General features: G+C 67.6%; 24 protein-coding genes. 13 read left to right on the top strand and 11 right to left on the bottom strand.

What is annotated here, in order from left to right; all coding sequences use genetic code 11:
• The first annotated feature begins 50 nt into the window (after positions 1-50).
• The 5 genes from DI041_RS06680 (at position 51) to DI041_RS06660 (ending at position 4,256) form a co-directional block, all read left to right on the top strand.
• Complete coding sequence (locus tag DI041_RS06680) at positions 51-353, top strand: hypothetical protein (RefSeq protein ID WP_046985380.1); 303 nt, start codon at positions 51-53, stop codon at positions 351-353.
• 85 nt (positions 354-438) lie between these two features.
• Entirely contained in the window at positions 439-1,500 is a 1,062-nt protein-coding gene (locus DI041_RS06675; protein WP_046985391.1) for a two-component system sensor histidine kinase NtrB, read from the top strand.
• Positions 1,493-2,941, top strand: a complete 1,449-nt coding sequence (gene ntrC / locus DI041_RS06670; RefSeq protein WP_136638475.1) for a nitrogen regulation protein NR(I) — start codon at positions 1,493-1,495, stop codon at positions 2,939-2,941. The genes DI041_RS06675 and ntrC overlap by 8 nt, the downstream gene beginning before the upstream one ends.
• 93 nt (positions 2,942-3,034) lie before the next feature.
• Complete coding sequence (locus DI041_RS06665; RefSeq protein ID WP_136638476.1) at positions 3,035-3,604, top strand: superoxide dismutase family protein; 570 nt, start codon at positions 3,035-3,037, stop codon at positions 3,602-3,604.
• Positions 3,605-3,635: 31 nt separating this feature from the next.
• Positions 3,636-4,256 (top strand): superoxide dismutase family protein, encoded by a 621-nt coding sequence (locus DI041_RS06660; protein ID WP_136638477.1) that lies wholly within the window; start codon positions 3,636-3,638, stop codon positions 4,254-4,256.
• Between the two features lie 151 nt (positions 4,257-4,407).
• On the opposite strand, the gene DI041_RS06655 is transcribed toward DI041_RS06660, so the two are convergent.
• Positions 4,408-5,295: a hypothetical protein gene (locus DI041_RS06655; RefSeq protein WP_046985376.1), complete on the bottom strand. Its 888-nt coding sequence runs from the start codon at positions 5,293-5,295 to the stop codon at positions 4,408-4,410.
• Between the two features lie 93 nt (positions 5,296-5,388).
• On the opposite strand from DI041_RS06655, the gene DI041_RS06650 reads away from it, so the two are divergent.
• Positions 5,389-6,684, top strand: a complete 1,296-nt coding sequence (locus DI041_RS06650) for an acetyl-CoA C-acetyltransferase (protein WP_136638478.1) — start codon at positions 5,389-5,391, stop codon at positions 6,682-6,684.
• A 231-nt stretch (positions 6,685-6,915) separates the two neighbouring features.
• Here DI041_RS06650 and DI041_RS06645 read toward each other — a convergent pair whose 3' ends face one another.
• From DI041_RS06645 to DI041_RS06635, 3 genes are all read right to left on the bottom strand, one after another.
• The gene (locus DI041_RS06645; RefSeq protein WP_046985374.1) at positions 6,916-8,211 is read right to left on the bottom strand and encodes a heme biosynthesis protein HemY; all 1,296 of its coding nucleotides are present in this window, start codon (positions 8,209-8,211) and stop codon (positions 6,916-6,918) included.
• Positions 8,212-8,217: 6 nt separating this feature from the next.
• Complete coding sequence (locus tag DI041_RS06640; protein ID WP_136638479.1) at positions 8,218-9,192, bottom strand: uroporphyrinogen-III C-methyltransferase; 975 nt, start codon at positions 9,190-9,192, stop codon at positions 8,218-8,220.
• Positions 9,193-9,295: 103 nt separating this feature from the next.
• Complete coding sequence (locus DI041_RS06635) at positions 9,296-10,105, bottom strand: uroporphyrinogen-III synthase (RefSeq protein ID WP_046985373.1); 810 nt, start codon at positions 10,103-10,105, stop codon at positions 9,296-9,298.
• A 35-nt stretch (positions 10,106-10,140) separates the two neighbouring features.
• On the opposite strand from DI041_RS06635, the gene DI041_RS06630 reads away from it, so the two are divergent.
• The 5 genes from DI041_RS06630 (at position 10,141) to DI041_RS06610 (ending at position 13,226) form a co-directional block, all read left to right on the top strand.
• Positions 10,141-10,608 carry a YiiD C-terminal domain-containing protein gene (locus DI041_RS06630; protein ID WP_046985372.1) on the top strand — a complete coding sequence of 156 codons (468 nt, stop codon included), beginning with the start codon at positions 10,141-10,143 and terminating at the stop codon, positions 10,606-10,608.
• 32 nt (positions 10,609-10,640) lie between these two features.
• Entirely contained in the window at positions 10,641-11,066 is a 426-nt protein-coding gene (locus DI041_RS06625) for a hypothetical protein (RefSeq protein ID WP_046985371.1), read from the top strand.
• A 57-nt stretch (positions 11,067-11,123) separates the two neighbouring features.
• On the top strand, positions 11,124-11,561 hold the full coding sequence (locus tag DI041_RS06620) for a rhodanese-like domain-containing protein (protein ID WP_004134671.1): 438 nt from the start codon (positions 11,124-11,126) through the stop codon (positions 11,559-11,561).
• A gap of 100 nt (positions 11,562-11,661) precedes the next feature.
• Positions 11,662-12,180, top strand: coding sequence for a protein-export chaperone SecB (gene secB / locus DI041_RS06615; RefSeq protein ID WP_046985370.1), 519 nt, complete (start codon positions 11,662-11,664; stop codon positions 12,178-12,180).
• A gap of 20 nt (positions 12,181-12,200) precedes the next feature.
• Positions 12,201-13,226: an NAD(P)H-dependent glycerol-3-phosphate dehydrogenase gene (locus DI041_RS06610; RefSeq protein WP_046985369.1), complete on the top strand. Its 1,026-nt coding sequence runs from the start codon at positions 12,201-12,203 to the stop codon at positions 13,224-13,226.
• 89 nt (positions 13,227-13,315) lie between these two features.
• Here DI041_RS06610 and DI041_RS06605 read toward each other — a convergent pair whose 3' ends face one another.
• Complete coding sequence (locus DI041_RS06605; protein WP_136638480.1) at positions 13,316-13,762, bottom strand: YybH family protein; 447 nt, start codon at positions 13,760-13,762, stop codon at positions 13,316-13,318.
• A gap of 136 nt (positions 13,763-13,898) precedes the next feature.
• Between DI041_RS06605 and DI041_RS06600 the strand changes: the two genes are divergently transcribed.
• A complete protein-coding gene (locus DI041_RS06600; protein ID WP_136638481.1) occupies positions 13,899-14,564 on the top strand; it encodes an Ivy family c-type lysozyme inhibitor in 666 nt (221 codons plus the stop codon).
• Positions 14,565-14,624: 60 nt separating this feature from the next.
• Here the strand turns inward: DI041_RS06600 and DI041_RS06595 are convergent, their stop codons facing one another.
• The 4 genes from DI041_RS06595 to DI041_RS06580 all read right to left on the bottom strand — a co-directional run bounded on the left by DI041_RS06595 (position 14,625) and on the right by DI041_RS06580 (position 17,404).
• Positions 14,625-14,999, bottom strand: coding sequence for a hypothetical protein (locus tag DI041_RS06595; protein ID WP_136638482.1), 375 nt, complete (start codon positions 14,997-14,999; stop codon positions 14,625-14,627).
• Positions 15,000-15,488: 489 nt separating this feature from the next.
• A complete protein-coding gene (gene arsB / locus DI041_RS06590; protein ID WP_046985365.1) occupies positions 15,489-16,520 on the bottom strand; it encodes an ACR3 family arsenite efflux transporter in 1,032 nt (343 codons plus the stop codon).
• A 13-nt stretch (positions 16,521-16,533) separates the two neighbouring features.
• Positions 16,534-17,037: an arsenate reductase ArsC gene (locus DI041_RS06585; protein ID WP_046985364.1), complete on the bottom strand. Its 504-nt coding sequence runs from the start codon at positions 17,035-17,037 to the stop codon at positions 16,534-16,536.
• Between the two features lie 37 nt (positions 17,038-17,074).
• The gene (locus DI041_RS06580; RefSeq protein WP_136638483.1) at positions 17,075-17,404 is read right to left on the bottom strand and encodes an ArsR/SmtB family transcription factor; all 330 of its coding nucleotides are present in this window, start codon (positions 17,402-17,404) and stop codon (positions 17,075-17,077) included.
• A gap of 17 nt (positions 17,405-17,421) precedes the next feature.
• On the opposite strand from DI041_RS06580, the gene arsH reads away from it, so the two are divergent.
• Positions 17,422-18,150, top strand: coding sequence for an arsenical resistance protein ArsH (gene arsH / locus DI041_RS06575; protein WP_136638484.1), 729 nt, complete (start codon positions 17,422-17,424; stop codon positions 18,148-18,150).
• A gap of 24 nt (positions 18,151-18,174) precedes the next feature.
• Here the strand turns inward: arsH and DI041_RS06570 are convergent, their stop codons facing one another.
• Positions 18,175-18,867 (bottom strand): murein L,D-transpeptidase, encoded by a 693-nt coding sequence (locus tag DI041_RS06570; RefSeq protein ID WP_136638498.1) that lies wholly within the window; start codon positions 18,865-18,867, stop codon positions 18,175-18,177.
• A gap of 154 nt (positions 18,868-19,021) precedes the next feature.
• Positions 19,022-19,294: a hypothetical protein gene (locus DI041_RS06565; protein WP_012509703.1), complete on the bottom strand. Its 273-nt coding sequence runs from the start codon at positions 19,292-19,294 to the stop codon at positions 19,022-19,024.
• Positions 19,295-19,400 lie beyond the last annotated feature (106 nt).

Here is a 19,400-nt window from a genome sequence, read left to right as displayed (position 1 = left end):
ATGGCGCCATTCCGAACTTTCCGGTCGCACCTGCGGCCAGGACCAATGCAATGAAATACGCAAAACCCAACGCAAAGACCAACAGCAAGAAGTACTACAAGCACTGGGCCGAATCGAGCCTGGGCAAGGGCAACGTGTTGATGGAAGCCCGTGGTGAAAAAATCGTGCGCCAGGTGGAGATCTACGGGGCCAAGGTGGTCTGGGCCGATGAAACCGGGCAGAGCGATGACCGCTTCGTGCTGGCCGACCAGCCGGTGTCGTTCATGGATTTCGATGAAGACGACGAAATCAGCGCGCGCGAGTTCGACATCGCCTGGAAGAAGGCCCGCGAGGCGACCGGCTACCCGGTGTAACCGTCGCAGGCCCCGCAGGGTCGGATCCCTTTCCATACGGAAAGGACTCTGACCCCGGATCCGGTTTTTGCACTACATTGGTGCAATGTCCGACCCCACACCGCCGCCATCCCTCGACGCCCTGGGCACGCCGCTGGCCTGGGCTGGGGCTGATGGCCGCATCATCGGCTGCAACCCGGCCTTCGCGCGTTGGCTGGGTGTCAGCATCCGCCGCCTGCTCGGCCAGCCCCTGGCCGCGCTGGAAGTGCAGGGTGAGGCGCTGGCCCATTTCCTGGCCCGCGATGAGCGCGACAGCCTGCGCCTGAACCGGCTGGCGCTGGCGGTGCCCGGTGAGGCACCGCGCTTCGCCGAGGGCTGGATGAGCCGCCGCGACGATGGTGGCTGGTTGCTGGAGGCGCACCCGGTCGATGAGTTCCCCGGGCTCGACCCGACCCAGGCCCTGCCCAGCGCGCTCAGCGCGGCGCTGAAGGGGCTGGCCCATGAACTGCGCAATCCGTTGGCTGGCTTGAAGGGCGCGGCCCAGTTGCTGGCCCGGCGCGCCGCCCAGCGTGACGCCAGCGAACGTGAGCTGATCGAGCTGATCGGTTCGGAGATCGAACGCCTCAACGGCCTGCTCGACCAGCTGCTGTCACCGGCCCCGGCCGCGCCTCACGCCGAACTGAACATCCACGCCGCGCTGGAACGCGTGCTGCGCCTGGCCGAGAACGAGGCCGGCTGGGCGGTACGCCTGCAGCGCGACTACGACCCCAGCATTCCCGAATTCCATGGCGATGCCGACCGCCTCACCCAGGCAGTGTGGAACCTGGTGCGCAACGCGATCCAGGCCGGTGCCGGCAACATCACCCTGCGCACCCGCGTCGAGCACGGCGTACGCATCGCCGAGCAGCTGCACACGCTGGCGCTGCGCCTGGAGATTGCCGACGACGGCCGTGGCGTGCCCGAGGAGCTGGCCGAGCATCTGTTCCTGCCGCTGGTCAGTGGTCGCGCCGAAGGCACTGGCCTGGGCCTGGCGCTGGCGCAGCAGGTCGCACGCGAACATCGCGGCACGCTGACCTACCGCTCGCGCCCGGGACATACCGTGTTCACTCTGCTGCTGCCGATCGGCAACGGCGCCGCCCCGGCCGAGGAAGCCCCGCGCGATGTCTGACGCCTCCACTCCCGCACAACGCATCTGGGTGGTCGACGACGACCGTGCCGTGCGCTTCGTGCTGTGCACCGCGCTGCGCGAGGCGGGCTACCAGGTGGTCGATTTCGACAGCGCCGCTCCGGCCCTGCAGGCCCTGAGCGAGGGCCCGCCACCGGCGTTGCTGTTCACCGATGTACGCATGCCGGGCGACGGTGGCCTGGTGTTGCTGGACAAGCTGAAGGCCGCGCTGCCGCAGCTGCCGGTGGTGGTGATGTCGGCCTATACCGATGTTGCCAGTACCGCCGGTGCATTCCGCGGCGGCGCGCATGAATTCCTGTCCAAGCCGTTTGATCTGGATGATGCAGTGGCGCTGGCGCAGCGCGTGCTGCCGGCGGTGGCGCCGGCAATGGCTGCGCCCACAACCGCAGCCGAAACCCGCAGCGATCAGCCACCGCAGCTGGTGGGTGACACCCCGCCGATGCGTGCCCTGTTCCGCGCCATCGGCCGCCTGGCGCAGGCACCGCTGGCGGTGTTGATCACCGGCGAGACCGGCACCGGCAAGGAGCTGGTGGCGCATGCCCTGCACCGCGAATCGCCGCGCGCACAGGCGCCCTTCGTTGCGCTCAATACCGCCGCCATCCCGGCCGAGCTGCTGGAGAGCGAACTGTTCGGCCACGAAGCCGGCGCCTTCACCGGTGCCCAGCGCCGCCATATCGGTCGCTTCGAGCAGGCCAACGGTGGCACCCTGTTCCTGGATGAGATCGGCGACATGCCGCTGCCGCTGCAGACCCGTCTGTTGCGCGTGCTGGCACAGGGCGAGTTCTTCCGCGTCGGTGGCCGCGAGTTGATTCGCGTCGATGTGCGAGTGGTGGCCGCCACCCACCAGGACCTGGAAGGCCTGGTCGCGCAGGGCAAGTTCCGCGCCGATCTGCTGCACCGCTTGGACGTGGTGCGCCTGCAGCTGCCGCCGCTGCGCGAGCGCCGCGAGGACATCGCGCAGTTGGCCAGCACCTTCCTGGCTGCCGCTGCACACAGGCTGGATACGCCGCCGAAGCGGTTGACCGCCGCCGCCCTGCAGGCGCTGCGCGAGCACGACTGGCCGGGCAACGTACGCGAGCTGGAGAACGTGTGCTGGCGGATGGCGGCGCTGGCCGCCGCCGATACCATCGGCGTGGCCGACGTTGATACCGCGCTGAATCGCACGCGGGGCCGCCGCAGCAGCGCCAGTGGCGCCGATCCGGGGCAGTGGGAGGCGCTGCTGGCCGAATGGGCACGCCGGCAGCTGGGCGAGGGCGTGGAAGGACTGCACGCACAGGTGCGCGAGCGGGTCGATCATGCCTTGCTGGAGGCGGCGCTGCAGATCACCCATGGCCGCCGTGCCGAAGCCGCTGCCCGCCTGGGCCTCGGCCGCAATACCCTCACCCGCAAGCTGGGCGCCGGGCGCCGCCGCGGGGGCCATTGAACGGTCCCTGCACGCGATCCTCGCACCCGCTTGCCGAACCGTTGATCGTTCATGGACGATGCCGTCCGTAGTGTCACCTGCAAGGAGTCTTCGATGCGTCTGTCCTTTGCCATCCTGCCGTTGTCCGCCGCCGTGCTGCTGTCTGCCTGTGGCAGTGCGCCGAAGAAGGCCGAGCCCACCCCGCCACCGCCGGTGGCCGTCAGCGCCGCCAAGCAGGCCGAGGCCAACCTCTCGCCGGCCTCGGCCAGCATCGTCAGCGGCCGCATCGCGCTGATGGTGGAGCCCGGTGGCATCCACATCACCGGCCTGGTCGGTGGACTGCAGCCCCTGCAGCAGGCCGGCTTCCACATCCACGAGCGCGGCGACTGCAGCGCGGTGGATGCCAGTAGCGCCGGCAACCATTTCAACCCCGGTGGCACCGCGCATGGCCGCGCAGGCACCGGCAAGCACCATCTGGGCGACATGGACAATCTGCGTGCCGACGCCCAGGGCCGCGCCAACGTCGATATCCACCTCAAGGGGGTTACCCTTGGCGGAGGCGCCGCCACCGATATCGCCGGACGTGCACTGGTCGTGCATGCAAATGCCGACGACTATCGCAGCCAGCCCGCCGGCAATGCCGGCGTCCGCATCGCCTGTGGCGTGATCCGGGTTGTCCGTTGATCGTTGCCGGCATCATCCAGGGAGAGATTCCATGCGTCTGATCCACACTTCGCTGTTCGCGGCCATTGCCGCACTGGGCCTGGCGGCCTGCAACCAGCAGCCCGCCGCGCCGCAGACTGAAACCCCGCCGGCCGCCCCGGCCGAGGGCGCCACCACCGAACCGGCCGCAGCGCCGGCAGCAGCTCCGGCTGCCGACGCCTCGGCCACGGCCGAACTGGCACCGACCCAGGGCAACGAGACCAAGGGCAGCGTCACCTTCAAGGTGGTCGACGGCAAGGTCCACGTGACCGGCCAGATCAGCGGCCTGAAGCCGGGCAGCGAGCACGGCTTCCACATCCACGAGAAGGGCGACTGCAGCGCGCCGGACGGCATGAGCGCCGGCGGCCACTTCAACCCGGGCAAGCAGGACCACGGCAGCGTGGCCGTCGATCCGCACCACGGCGGCGACATGCCCAACATCAAGGCCGACGACAAGGGCGTGGCCACCATCGACGGCCCGGTGTCGAGCAACGTCAACATCGGCAAGGGTGATGACTTCGACATCATCGGCCGAGGCCTGATCGTCCACGCCGATGCGGACGACTACAAGACCCAGCCGACCGGCAATGCCGGCGCACGCCTGGCGTGTGCTGTGATCCAGAAGGCGCCGTAAGGACGGCCTTGCCGGAAATGGAAAACGCCGGCACAAGCCGGCGTTTTTCTTGATCGGTAGTGCCGGCCAGCGGCGGGCACTACCTGCTCTTCGGTGGACCTGAGCCGAGCATGAGCTCGGCTCTACAACACGCGGCGGTCGCTGTTTCCGATCAGCGCGCCAGCAGCTCGCGCGCGTCCTGCCCGGCTTCGCAGTGCACGAACAGCACCGGCACGCCGTGCGCTTCCAGCACCGCAGCCATCTGCCGCTGGCGCATCAGGAACTGCTCGTAGATACCCTGCAGGCGGTCGCAGTCGTTGTTGCCGTGGTCGTAATGCGCGCACCAGCCGGCCGGATCGAACAGCGCCATGCGTGCTTCGCCATGGGTATAGCGCAGCAGCGGCTCGGGCGCGGCATTGAGCCACTCGTCTTCGCCCGGCGCCATGATCGCGGTCTCGATCAGCGGCCACAGCGCGGCCAGGCCCTGGTTGTCGTACTGCATCGACATCATCGCGGCCAGGTCGTTCACGGTGAAATAGCGCGCGTGCTCGATGCGGGCACCGAAGGTGTTCTGCGCCATCAACGCGGTGTCGGCATGCGCCATGCCGTTGGCCAGCAGTGTTTCTTCCAGCGCTTCGGCCACCGCATTGGTGGTGGCCACGTCGCTGCCGGTCAGCAGGAACGGCACCACGCGCAGGCCCCCGCCCACCAGGCTGGCATCGGCCTGGAACGGCAGCGGCACATCACCAGCGGCGTCGGTACCGAAGGCCAGCAGGCGCGGCCCCTGGTTGCGGCCCGGTGCGCGCATCTGCAGCTCTTCCAGGCGGCGGTGGATCGGCCAGCCCGGGCGCAGCACTTCGGCCGGGTCGAAATGGGCGGCGGCGAACACCAGGTCCAGCTCGGCCACCTGCGGCACTTGCTTGGCCAGGTCACGGCCGACGCGTTCGGCCAGTTCACCGGCCTGTTCGGCGCTGAGCACCGCCTGGCGGGGGATTTCGCCGCCGGCCAGTTCCAGGGCCAGCACGCCAAGGGCATTCATCGCGGGGTCGGGTTTGCTCATGGTTCCACGGTTGGCCCATCACAGGGCGGCAGCTACACTTGGCTCCATTATGCCTGCTCCGTCGTGCAGGCCATGTTGCAGACACCCTCATCCATGCCAGGTATCTCCATGCCCAACGCTCGTCCCGTCGCCATCCTCGGTGGCGTCCGCATTCCGTTCTGCCGCCAGAACACCGCGTATTCGGATGTCGGCAACCTCGGCATGTCGGTCCGTACGCTGGGCGCGCTGGTCGAACGTTTCGGCCTGCACGGCCAGCAGCTGGGTGAAGTGGCGATGGGTGCGGTGATCAAGCACTCCAGCGACTGGAACCTCGGCCGCGAAGCCACGCTGTCCTCCGGCCTGTCGCCGTTGACCCCCGGCATCACCCTGCAGCGCGCCTGCGGCACTTCGCTGGACAGCATCATCACTGTCGCCAACAAGATCGCGCTGGGCCAGATCGAATCGGGCATCGGCGGCGGTTCGGACACCACCTCCGACGTGCCGATCGTGTACGGCAAGAAGCTGCGCGCGCGCCTGCTGGCTGCCAACCGTGCCAAGAGCACCGGTGACAAGATCCGTGCACTGACCTCCGGCTTCAAGTTCTCCGAGCTCAAGCCCGAATTCCCGGGCGTGGCTGAGCCGCGTACCGGCAAGAGCATGGGCGACCACTGCGAGGACATGGCCAAGGAATGGAACATCTCGCGCGACTCGCAGGACGAGTGGGCAGTGTCATCGCACAAGAAGCTGGCCGCGGCCTATGAGCGCGGTTTCTTCAGCGATCTGATCGCACCGTTCCGCGGCGTCGAGCGCGACAACATCCTGCGCGCCGACACCTCGCTGGAAAAGCTGGCGACGTTGAAGCCGGCGTTCGACAAGGTCTCCGGCCGTGGCACGCTGACCGCCGCCAACTCGACCCCGCTCACCGATGGCGCCGCCGCCGTGCTGCTGGCCAGCGAAGAGTGGGCACGTGCGCACGGCCATGAGCCGCAGGCCTACCTGCGCGACGCGCATGTCTCTGCCGTGGACTTCGTGCACGGCGAAGGCCTGTTGATGGCGCCGACCGTGGCCGTGCCGGAGATGCTCAAGCGCAACGGCCTGACCCTGCAGGACTTCGACATCTACGAGATCCACGAAGCCTTCGCCGCACAGGTGCTGTGCACCCTGCGTGCGTGGGAGAGCGAGGATTACTGCCGCAACCGCCTCGGCCTGGATGCGCCGATGGGCCGCATCGACCCGGACAAGATCAACCTGCTGGGCTCGTCGCTGGCCACCGGCCACCCGTTCGCCGCCACTGGCGCACGCGTGATCGCCACCGCGGCCAAGCAGCTGGCCGAACGCGGCGGTGGCCGCGCGCTGGTGTCGATCTGCACCGCCGGCGGCATGGGTGTGGTCGCGATCGTCGAACGCTGATCGTTGCGACCGCGCGCCAACCAAGGTTGGTGACTACCGGGAATGCGCGCTGGATCTGCTGTGGTAGATGCCGACCTTGGTCGGCCATGCGATGTCATCGTTCGGAAGATGTCAGAGCGCCAACCAGGGTTGGCGACTACCGGGTTCCACAGATGAAAACGCCGCCCAGTGGGCGGCGTTTTTTCTTGCTCCGGTGGGTGCGGACCGTTGGCCGGCACGCTTCGGCAGGGATCACGGCAACCGCGGGTTGCCGAATTCGTCGCGCTCTTCGTTGGCGTCGTACACCGGCGGTTGCATCGCGATCGGCTGCTCTTCCACCGTGGCACGCAGCGGCGCCTCGGTGCCGCGCACCAGTTCCACGCTGTCCTCGCCACGCTGCAGGCGCAGCGCATTGGCAAGGCACTGCGCGGCCAGCGCGTGGTCGCCACGCTGTGCGAACAGTTCACCCAGTGCTTCCCAGGCCGCGGCACCGGCACCGGCGGCAATCGCCTCGTGCAGGAACGTATCGGCGGCATCCCACTGCTGCTGGGCCAGGGCCACGCGGCCCTGCGCCAGGCGAAGCGCGGCCGAGCTGTCATGCACGTTGCGCCAGCGCGCCAGATTGGCCTGGCGGGTGGCCAGGCGCTCGGCTGGGAGGCGGCCGTACAGCGCCACCAGCTCATCGTCCCAGCGCTGGTCCAGGGCGTGTTCCAACGCCAGCAGCGCCGGTTCGTCCCAGCTCAACGCAACCGCACGGCTGGCATACGCACCGACCACGTCCGGGGTCGGGCGCAGCGCCTTCGGCGTGGCTTCCCACTGCGCGGCCAGCGCATTGACATCGGCCGCTTCCAGCAGTGCCTGCGCGGCCAGGCGTGCTTCCAGTTCGCTGTTCGATTCGGCCGGCAGCACCTTGCTCTGGCGCAGCGCGCCGAGCTGGCCGTAAGCCTCGTGCGCGCGGCCGGCACGTGCCAGTGCCTCGGTACGCAGCCACAGGCCACGCGGCGGCAGCGGCTGGATCGCTGCCACGTCCAGCGCGTTGATCGCATCCACCGGCAGGTCGCGCGCCAGCAGCTGCTCGGCGCGCAGCAGCGCCTGCAGGGTGGCATCGCTTTCGCCCAGGCGCTGCAGCAGTGCTTCACCGGCGGGACCATCGGCACGCGCCTGCGCACTGCGCACGGCGTTGGCCAGCGCCACCGCGCTCACTTCCGGATCCTTCGCCGCGCCATCCAGCAGTTTTTCCGCGCGCTGCCACTGGCCATGCTCATAGGCCTGCAGGCCGTCGATCAGGCGCACCCGGCCCTGCTTGCGGCGGTAGCGGCCCCAGGCACGGAACGGTGCGGCGATCAGGCTCCACAGCAGCCACAGCACCAGCACGGCGACCACGGTCAGCAGGGCAACCTTCGGCAGGTTGCTGTGATAGTCGTAGCCGCCATAGCGCAGGGTCACTTCGCCGAAGCGGTTGAGGTCATCGGCGCCGAGCCATTGCGCGGCGACCACGCCGATGGCCACGGCCAGCAACAGCACGACCAGGGATTGCAGGGGTTTCATGCGGGATTACCTCCGGTCGGTCTGGGTGCGCAGTTGCTGCAGGGTGCTGCCAAGAACGGTGTTGCTGGCCTGCAACGGAAGCTCGCGCAAGGCCTTCAGTTCAGCACGTTGCGCGCGCAGGGCCGGTGAATCCGGCCAACGCCGCTGTGCCCAGTGTTCCACGCGCGCCAATGCGGTATCGCGTCCGCTGCGGTCGCCACGTTCAATGGCCGCACGCGCCAGGGTCAGTTCCAGCTGCAGCGCATCGTCGGCGTTGTGGCGCTCGGCGGCAGTCAGTGGGCCGTTCTGGCGGCTCGGGGTGATGTCCACGAACGGTGCCAGCGTGGCCTGCCACCAGGGCCTGGCGTTAGCGGTGGCGCTGCCCGTCACCTGCGAAGGCAGGCCCTGCAATGCCTTGGCCAATGCATCCAGGCGCTGCAGCGACTGCACACGTGGGCCGGCGCCGAGCGTGTCCAGCGCTTCGCGCTCCTGCACCAGTGCCTGGCGCAGGTTCAGGCCATCACTGTCGGGCAGATCGGCCAGCGCGGTGGCAGCCTGCGCGTACAGACGACGCGCACCTTCCACATCGTCGGCGTAGTTCAGGCGCTGCGCGGCCTGGGTCAGCAGCAGCTCGGCCTCGTCGCGCTGCACCGCCTGCCGGCCCTGGTTGGCGCTGTCGGCCAGCTTGGCCAGATTTTCTTCCAGCAGCGCACTACGCTGCGAAAGGCCAAGCATCTCGTCGCGCAGCACGCGGTTGGTGGCGGCGGCATCCTGCAGGCGTTGGCTGGTCGCGCGCTGGTCGCGGCGCAGGGCATCCAGCGTGGCTTCCAGGCCCTGCAGCTGCACGGCGGTGGTCTGTGCCTGTGCGTCCTGTGCGTCCTGTTGCTCATGCCAGAAGCGCCAGCCGGCATAGCCACCCACGCCAAGCACGACCACGCCGGCCAGCGGCAGCAGCCAGCGCACCGGTCGACGGGGCGGGGAAACGGGCGGGGTCTCGTTCATCGGGCTTCCTTGTCGGCAAGTCGCCGGTGGGGTTCCGGCAGGCCGCGTTGTGCACAGCATCACTGTTGCCGACGACAGCGGCAAGCGTGATCCACGTCCCTGTTCAGGTCGCTGCCGGGACGGTGAGCGTGGCGTGTGCAGCGCTCACCAGCTGTGCACCGGCAGGGCCGGCGCTACGGCTGATGCGCTGCAGGCCCAGTGCCTGCGCCTGCTCGCCAAGCCGATCGCTGGCGACCACCACGCTGGCGTGGGCCTGCAGGCGTTGTTGCAACGCACGTGGAAGCTGTTGCCAGAAATGCTGCAGCGCTTCGCCACTGCTGACTGCCAGCACCCACGGATACGCTGAATGCGCCAATCGAGCCAGTGCGCGTGGCGACAGGCGCAGCAGGCGACGCTGGTAGACGTCGGCACGTTCGATGCTGGCGCCGGCCGCCTGCAACTGCGCAGCGATCAGGCCGCGCCCGCCGGGGGCGGTCACCAGCCCGATGCGCAGGCCGCGTACGTCGGCCAGCACCGGCAGCGCCAGCAGCCCCTCGCTGTCCATCCGCTGCGGCGCATGTACCTCGTTGACCCCCTGCGCCTGCAGCGCACGCGCGGTGCCGTCGCCCACGGTCAGCCACGGGCTGCGCTGCGCGTCGGCCAGCGGCAGCAGGGACGCGGCCGCTGCCACTGCGGCCGGGCTGGTGAACACCACCCGATCGCAGTTCAGCGCGCGTTGCAGCTGGCGCACCACTGGCGTGCCATGCAGGCGCTGCAGCCGCCAGGGCGACAGCGCCAGCAGATGCCCGTCCAGCCCAGCAACGGCGCGGCGCAGCGCCGCATGCTGGCCCTGCGGTCGCAGCGAAATGAAGGTCCAGTCCGCGTCGGAACCGGCGGCGCCAGTGGGTATCGTATGGTCGGCCATTGCCTGCATTATGCGGGCCCTTCGTTGTCGTGGTCTCTGCTCCGATGTCCGTTGATGCTCTGACTTCCTCGCTGGCCGCCCTGCAGGACGTGCTGGACTGCATGCCGGCGGTCCGCGCCATGCAGATCCAGCTCGACGGTTATGCCGATGGCGTGCTGCGCATCACCGCGCCGCTGGCCGCCAACGTCAACGACAAGGGCAATGCCTTCGGTGGCAGCCTGGCCTCGGTGCTGACCCTGTCCGGCTGGGCGCTGGTCAGCCTGCGCCTGCGCCTGGCCGGCCACGATGCGGAGGTCTACGTGGCCGACAGCAACCTGCGCTACCTGGCGCCGGTCTACGAAGACCTGCACGCCCATGCCGAAGCGGCCGAGGCCACCGGCTGGGACGCCTTCCTGAACACCTTCCGCCAGCGCCGCAAGGCCCGTATCAGCATCGTCGCCATCCAGCCCGGCGCCGACGGCAAGCCCGCCGCCGAGTTCAGTGGTCGCTTCGTAGCCTTCGCCAAAGGGTAGGATGGCAGGCTGACGTTCTGGGGAAACCACCGATGCGCCGCCTCATCCAGTTCCTGATGCTCTCCCTGCTGCTGGTCAGCGCCGTGGCTTCGGCCGACGATCTGAGCCGCAAGCAGCGCAAGCTGCTGGAAGAGACCCAGATCGCCTACGGCGCCACCATCCGCTGGGGCAGCATGGACGATGCCATTGGCTATCTGGACCCCAAGCTGCGCAAGGAAAAGCCGCCCACCGAGTTCGAGCTCAACCGCTACGCGCAGCTGCGCGTGTCGTCCTACCGCGAGCGCAGCAGCGCCGCGCTGGAAGGGGGCCTGGTCGAGCGCCGGGTCGAAATCGGGGTGATCAACCAGAACACCCAGGCCGAGCGCACCGTGGTGGTGGTCGAGCGCTGGCGCTGGGATGCCGAGGCCAAGCGCTGGTGGCAGACCGCCGGCCTGCCGGACCTGTGGAAGGGGCAGTGACGGGCCGCGTCCGGCTTGTGCGACAATCGGCGCCCGCTTAATCGACCCGTGACCTGAGTGAATTACGAAGAGTTGCTGGCCTTTGCAGGCCGAAACCCGATGCTGTCCGCGGCCCTGGTCGGCCTGACCGTGGCCATCATCGTCACCGAGATCCGCCGCCTGTTCCGGGGCTTCAAGGGCATCAAGCCCGCCGAACTGACCCAGCTGATCAATGCAGGTGGCACGGTGGTGGTCGACCTGTCGGCCAGCGGTGACTTCGAGAAGGGCCACATCGCCGGCAGCCGCAATGCCCAGGCCAGTGCCTTCGGCCCGGACAACAAGCTGGTGGCCAACGCCAAGCAGTCGCCGGTGGTGCTGGTGTGCCGCAGTGGCAACGCCTCGGAAACCGCCGCCAAGGCGCTGAAGAAGGCTGGCTTCGAGAAGGTCTACGTGCTCGACGGCGGCATTCCCGCCTGGCAGCAGGCCGAGCTGCCGCTGGTCAAGGGCCGCAACTGATTGTCGCAGGTGGCGGATCCGGCCTTGTATGGGCCTGGAACCGCCCCCATCGCAGTAGTTCGACCATCGTTTTCATTGCATTCACCTGGAGTTACTGGAAATGTCCGAAGAGACCACCAACGGCGCCGTTGCGCCGGCCGATGCCGCCACCGGCCCCGCTTTCACCGTCGAGAAGATCTACGTCAAGGACGTTTCCTTCGAGTCGCCGAATGCTCCGACCATCTTCAATGACCAGGTGCAGCCGGAACTGCAGCTCAACCTGAACCAGCAGGTGCAGCGCCTGGGCGAGAACGCCTTCGAAGTGGTGCTGGCCGTGACCCTGACCTGCCAGGCCGGTGAGCGCACCGCCTATGTGGCCGAAGTGAAGCAGGCCGGCGTGTTCGGCCTGGTCGGCCTGGACCCGCAGTCGATCGACGTGCTGCTCGGTACCCAGTGCCCGAACATCCTGTTCCCGTACGTGCGCCAGCTGGTCAGCGACCTGATCCAGGCCGGCGGCTTCCCGCCGTTCTTCCTGCAGCCGATCAACTTCGAAGGCCTGTACGCAGAAACCCTGCGCCAGCGCCAGGAGCAGGGCGACGCACCGTCGCTGGCTGACTCCGAGCCGGCCGGCAACGCCTGATTCCGGCCGCGACGTCACGGATGAGCACTACCGCTGACAAGATCGCCGTGCTCGGCGCCGGTTCCTGGGGAACCGCGCTGGCCAGCCTGCTCGCACGGCACGGTCACCCGACCGTGCTGTGGGGGCGCGACGCTGCCGTGGTCGAGGCCATCGACCAGCGCCACGAGAACCCGCGCTACCTGCCGGGCATCCCGCTGCCGGACAGCCTGCGTGCCACCACTGACCTGGCGTCGGCGGTGGAAGGCGCGGCCTGGATCCTGGTGGTGACCCCGTCGCACGCGTTCGGTGAAACCGTGCGCGCGCTGGCGCCGCTGCGTCCGGCCGGTGCCGGTGTGGCGTGGGCCACCAAGGGTTTTGAACCCGGTTCGGGCCGCTTCCTGCACGAAGTAGCGCGCGAAGTGCTGGGCGAGGACGTGCCGCTGGCCGTCGTCACCGGGCCGTCGTTCGCCAAGGAAGTGACCCAGGGCCTGCCGACCGCGATCACCGTGCACGGCGACGTGCCCGAGTTCGCGCAGACGGTGGCTGAGGCAATGCATGGCCCGGCGTTCCGCGCCTACACCGGCGACGACATGGTCGGTGCCGAGCTGGGCGGTGCGATGAAGAACGTGCTGGCCGTGGCCACCGGCGTGGCCGATGGCATGCAGCTGGGCCTGAACGCCCGTGCCGGCCTGATCACCCGCGGTCTCAACGAGATGCTGCGCCTGGCCGCTGCGATCGGCGCCAAGCCGGAAACGCTGATGGGCCTGGCGGGGCTGGGCGACCTGGTGCTGACCTGCACCGGCGACCTGTCGCGCAACCGCCGCCTGGGCCTGGCCCTGGGCCGCGGGCAGACGCTGCAGGACGCCATCCGCGAAATCGGCCAGGTGGTCGAGTCGGTGCAGACCGCAGACGAAGTGATGCGACAGGCGCGCCGTCATGGCATCGACCTGCCGATCTCCGACCGCGTGCGTGCCGTGCTGCACGGCGAGCAGACGCCTGAAGAAGGCCTGCGCGCATTGCTGGCACGGGAACAGAAACCGGAGTATCCGGACACGCTGTTCAAGTGAATCGAAAAACCCCGGCCACGCGCCGGGTTTTTTTTGTGCGCGCCCCACCCACGCATGGCGTGGATCCACGGCGGAACCCGCGGCATTCATCACCGCGTCCGTGGCGGCGCGTTGCCGTTGTCCATGTCCGAGAAGATCATCCACGGGCCGTCACCCACGCGCTTCAGCGTCAGCGTGAACTTGCCGATGTCGCCCACGTTGTTGCCGTAGCTGTACGCACCGATGATGTAACCCGTATTCCCCTCCACCGCATACGCCAAGGCACGCAGCCGCAACGGACTGCTGCCCTGGCCGGCATACGCGGCTTCGATCGCGCTGCGGCCGCGCACCGGCGGCTGGTTGCTCTGCAGCACAATGCCATCCTCGGTGAACAGCCCGGCCAGCGCCTTGGCATCACCGGTGCGCCACGCCTGCTCGTAGTCGCGCAGCACGCGCTCCAGCGGCGCGGGCAGGGCTGCATCCGGGAGAGGCTGCGCGCCTTCTGCATCGTGGGCGATTGCCGGCGATGCCAGCAGCAGGGCACTGCAGAACATCATGGCGAGTCGTGTGCGGCGCATGCGTCCAGGCCCTGGCGATGATGGGAAGGCTTCAGACGCATCCTAGCGCGGCGCTGGTTAGAATCACGCAGCTGCCCGCGTGGCGCATGCAGCGCAGATCAGACAAGGACACGGAATGAAGATTCGAATCACAGGGATGGCGATGATGGCCGCGCTGCTGGCCGCCTGCGGACAGGCACCGGCGCCGGATGCAGCACCGGCCGCACCGGCACCGACCACCGAAGCACCGGCTGCCACGGCGACGGTGGTCGAAAAGGAACCGTCCATCGAAGACGGTGTGGACCCTTCGGTGTGGGACAACGAAGGCGAACCGGAAGACCCGAGTGCCGGCGGCGAACTCACCTGCGCAGACAACCCGCTGGCGACCCATTTCTTCACCCTGGTGGGCGGCAATACCGTGGACGACTGCGGCCGCAAGGACCGGAAGGTGCTGACCGCGTTCAACGCCCTGATGAAGAACACGGCCGCGGCCGAATCCGCCGACAAAGAGATTCCGTCGCTGCGCGAGCGGCTGTTGAGCGGGCCCAGCGGGCCTGGCGAACTGGTGGTGCTGCAGGGCGAGCCGTGGTGGTTCTACACCGCCTGCCAGGCCCACGACTGCCCCGGCACCTCATTGGCGATGCTGTATTCGCCCGATCAGGCGAAGATGGTCGGCCGTCTTACCGCGCGCTGCCGTGTGTGGTGGCTGGGCGAGCCGACGGCGGAACAACGTGCGCAGATCGAACAGCGCCAGCCACTGCAGGATGCCGCGTTGAAGGAAGACAGCGCGCTCTGCGAGTGACACGGCGCCCGCCGGGGCGCCTGGCCGTGCCCGGCGCTGCAGTGAGCGTTGCTCCCCGTATCACCCTTCCGGCCGCATGCGTGCGCTGACCTGTGCGGTCAGCGACAGACTGGCCATCATCAGGCCCTCCATCACGCGGTCGCCCACGTACTCGTGGTCGGGACCGTTCTGGCGCACGCGCTCGGCCGCCAGCATCATTTCCAGTGCCACGCGCAGCCCGGCCAACGCGCAGTCCGCGTCGGCCAGCGCCATGCGGCGGCCGGGCATCTGATGACGTTCGGGCCAGGGCTGGCCGTCGGCGGCCGCGCCCTTGCCGATGCGGTTGAGGGTGGCGATGAAGGTGTTCGGATCGGCCGCAGGGGTGTGATCTGGCGACTCACCGGCATTGGCGGGCGAGTGATGCGGATGCAGGCGCGGGAAGTCCGGTGAGGTCATGGCAATGCTCCGTGCAGGACAGACGGTAGCCGCCACACAAGGGTGGCGGGCGGAGACGTGGCTCGAAAGCCGGGAGATCACGAACAAGACCGGCAGGCGCAAGGCCTCCACGCTCCGCCCGCCATAGTCGGCAGACGGAATGCCAGCCGGCGCCACGCGGGGTGACGCCGGCTGGCAAGCGCAAACAACGTTCGTGATCTAACGGGTTTTCGAGGCCCGGCCACCCATTTTCCGGTGGCCCACCATCTGTACCGCCGTCGCTGCGCAACGCCAATCAGAAGAGTTGTATTCAACGCTGGATCAAAGACGCTTTCGGCATTTTTGCATGCTGTTAAGCCGTCGCAGACGCAGACGGCGCAACGTCCGTAGCGGCATGGGGAATATGCGACATCGGTCGAAGTTGATGACGTGGCGTACGGGTACCCCACCAAGCCGATGACGACAGTGCGGAGTGAAGAGCGTAGATCGACTTCGACGCACTCCGGTATGTCAGTGCTCTTCGCGTCTCTCGTACCAGGCTTGAGTACGATTCACGATCCGCACAACAGAAAGCATGACCGGCACCTCGATCAGCACGCCCACCACCGTCGCCAGCGCCGCCCCCGAATGCACGCCGAACAGCCCCACCGCTGTCGCCACCGCCAGTTCGAAGAAGTTGCTGGCACCAATCAACGCCGAAGGACCGGCCACGCAATGCGCCACGCCCAGCCGACGGTTGAGCAGATAGGCCAGGCCTGAAGTGAAGTAGACCTGGATCAGGATCGGCACTGCAATCAGTGCAATCACCAGCGGTTGCTTCACGATCTGCTGGCCCTGGAACCCGAACAGCAGCACCAGCGTGAGCAGCAGGGCGGACAGGGAAAGCGGCCCCAGCCTTCGAAGCGCACGTTGCAGGCCCGCCTCGCCGCTGAGCAACAGGATCCAGCGCCGCAGCAGCGCGGCCACCAGCACGGGCGCCACAATGTAGAGGCTCACCGACAACAGCAAGGTGTCCCACGGCACGCTGATCGCCGACAGGCCGAGCAGCAGCGCAACTACCGGCGCATACGCGACCACCATGATCGCGTCGTTCAGGGCCACTTGGCTCAGCGTGAAGTTGGCATCGCCGCGGCACAGGTTGCTCCACACGAACACCATGGCGGTGCAGGGCGCGGCTGCCAGCAGGATCAACCCGGCGACGTAGCTGTCGATCTGCCCTGGCGGCAACCAGTCGGCGAAGGCATGGCGTAGGAACAGCCAGCCCAGCAGCGCCATCGAGAACGGCTTGACCGCCCAGTTGATGAACAGCGTCACCCCGATGCCCTTCCAGTGCTGCTGCAACTGACGCATCGCGCCGAAGTCGACCTTCAGCAGCATCGGGATGATCATCAGCCAGATCAGCACTGCAACCGGCAGGTTGACCTTGGCCACTTCGGCGGCGGCCAGCACCGCGAAGGCATCGGGCAGGACGTGGCCCAGCAGCGTGCCCATCGCAATGCACAGCACAACCCACAGGGTCAGGTGTCGCTCGAACAGGCTCATGGCAGTGGCACCGTCACTGCGTGCCGTCGATCGGCAGCAGCTGGCCGATCCGGTCCAGCGCGTGCTGCAGCGCTTCGCGTTCGGACCACACCGATTCGGGCAGTGCGAGCAGCGCACGCAGGCGGGTTTTCACGATGGCATGAGCCAGCGCGAAGGCTGCGGTCTTGTCGGCATCGCTGCCTGCTACGGCGGCCGGATCGGGCAGGCCCCAATGGCTGCGGATGAAGTCCCCGAACACCACAGGGCAGGCTTCGGCAGCAGCGGAGTCACACACGGTAATCACCAGATCCATCGGAGCCGCATCCACGAACTCATCCCACGATTTGCTGCGCAGCCCTTCAATGGGCATTCCTTCGGCCTGCAACTGGGCCAGCGCGAATGGATTGACCTGACCGGTGGGCTGGCTGCCGGCGCTGAAGGCGGTGAAGCGGTCGCCGCCCCAGGCGCGCAGGGTGGCTTCGGCAAGCACGCTGCGGGCGCTGTTGCCGGTACAGAGGAACAGGACAGAACGGGTCATGGGGCAATCGCCTCGATGGGGCAGGTCGTGTGCGGTATCAGCACTTGCAGGCGGGTGCTGCGGACGAGCACTCATCGCTGGGTGAGCCCGCGCAGCAGTTGTGCGTCAGGTACTCGATCAAGCCGTTCATGGCATCGAAGTTGGCCCGATAGCACACATGGCGGCCCTGGCTTTCGCTCTCTACCAGGCCGGCCTGCACCAGCTCCTTCAGGTGGAAACTGAGCGTAGCCGGTGGCACCAGCAGGGCCGTGGCGATGTCGCCAGCCATGCGTCCTGCCGGGCCGGCCTCCACCAGCAGGCGGAAGGCAGCCAGGCGGGTGGCATGACCCAAGGCAGTCAGGGCAGTGATTGCATTCGACGTTTCCATATTTCTAGAATAGTCGAATGAATAAGCCAATCACAAGTGCCCACCTGCCGAACCTGGTAGAAGCCTCGCTGCCCCAGCCCGATCACCACCAGCTCGCCGCCGCCGATCTGGGGCCACCACGCATCCTCCTGCTCTACGGCTCGCTTCGGCCGCAGTCGTTCAGTCGCAAGCTGGCGCTGGAAGCCGAGCGGCTGCTGCATTACCTGGGGTGCGAGACCCGCGTGTTCGATCCGCATGCGCTGCCCATGCTGGACAGCGTGGACAAGAGCCACCCCGAAGTGCAGCGGTTGCGTGCGTGGTCGCAGTGGTCGGAAGGCCAGGTCTGGGTCAGCCCCGAGCGGCACGGGACGATCACCGGTGTGCTCAAGAACCAGATCGACTGGTTGCCACTGGAAGACGGCAGCGTGCGCCCCACACAGGGCAGGACGCTGGCGGTGATGCAGGTGAGCGGCGGTTCGCAGTCGTTCAACACGGTCAACACGCTGCGCGTACTTGGTCGTTGGATGCGCATGCTGACCATCCCCAACCAGTCATCGGTGGCCAAGGCCTGGCAGGAGTTCGATGACGATGGACGAATGAAGCCCTCGCCGTACTACGACCGCGTGGTGGATGTGATGGAGGAACTGGTGAAGTTCACGCTGCTGACGCGAGGGCGGTCGGACTACCTGGTGGACCGCTACAGCGAACGCAAGGGCGATGCGCATGCCGCTGCATTGGCGCGGGCCGCGGGCGCTGCGGCTTCCTGAATTCCTGATCCGCCGATGGGCGCATTACTTGCTTGCGCGCCGCGCGCCCTTCTCGTCTTCGTCCTTGGCATCCCCACGGCTCTGCGCGAACTCCGGGAATGTCTTCGCGATCGAATCCTTGTCCGGCAGGATGTAGAACACGCCGCCCTTCTCGAACGTGGATTGCACAATCTGCTCGTAGAACGCGGGCGTGACGTTGATGCAGCCGTGCGTAACGCGGTTGTCGTCCGGCGAAGGTGATGCCAGCCGTTCGGCGCGCTTCTCTTTCGGGGTGCCTGGCGGAAGCGGATGCATCGAGACGGCGGAATCGTAGTCCACCCACAGCACGCGTCCGGCATCGTCGGAGGGGCCGTAGCCACCAATGAAACGGCCCGCTGGGGTGGTGCGGTCATGGCCTGGAATCGCACTCAGCGCGAGCTTGGCAACGCCGGGTGCAGAGTGATCGCCGATGGCCGAACCGAACAGCGCCGGTGCCGCGCCGCGCAGCTTGCCGTCGCCGCCGAAGACCAGTACCTGCGCAGCCGCCTTGTCCATGATCGCGAACGGATAACCCTGGTTGTCCTTGCTGGCGACCACCCAGCCGGCCAGTTCGATCACCGTCTCGGAGACGCTCTGGTCAGCGGGAAGTTCATCAACGGCGGCACTCCGCTGTTCAGGCGCTTCCTTGTCCTTGCCCTTGGCGCTGGCTGCGCCGCTGCACGCTACGGCCAGTGCCAACATCAACACAGGGAGGGCACGACGTGCAGGGGAGGAGGAGGTACGAATGGGACGGCTCCTTGCATTGAGACCGCGGGTGGAAGGACGCCAGTGGCCGGCGAAGGCCACTGGTTCCCGATACAGAGGTGGATCAATTCAAACGGTGAGGGAGCGATCAGCCGCGCGGCTTGCGGCCGGCAGGTGCCCTTTCAAGCTGCTGCACGCGGCCTTCGATCTGGTCCAGACGCTGGTTGGCCTGCTGCGCCGACTGGTTGGCGGACTCGGCACTCTGGGCGGCGCCCTGCACCTTTACATCGAGCTGGTCGAGACGCGAGTTGATCGTTGCAAACTCGTTCTTGTAAGAGGCGCAAGCGCCAAGGCTCACGGTGGCGATGAGCGCCACGCTGAGTGCACGGGCCATCTTCATGTGTTGCGAGGTCAGTTTCATTCCACTCCCTCCTTCGTCTGGGGAAGCTGGAATATAGCGGCGTTTGTTCCCGGCGCTACCAAGCGCTTTCAGCTGCAGTTGGAAGACGTGGATGGGCTGTGAAGGT

It is taken from the genome of Stenotrophomonas maltophilia (assembly GCF_004920835.1).
Taxonomy (GTDB): Bacteria; Pseudomonadota; Gammaproteobacteria; order Xanthomonadales; family Xanthomonadaceae; genus Stenotrophomonas; species Stenotrophomonas maltophilia_AQ.
The sequence above is the reverse complement of the archived record's forward strand: the minus strand, read 5'-3'. Positions and strand labels throughout refer to the sequence as shown.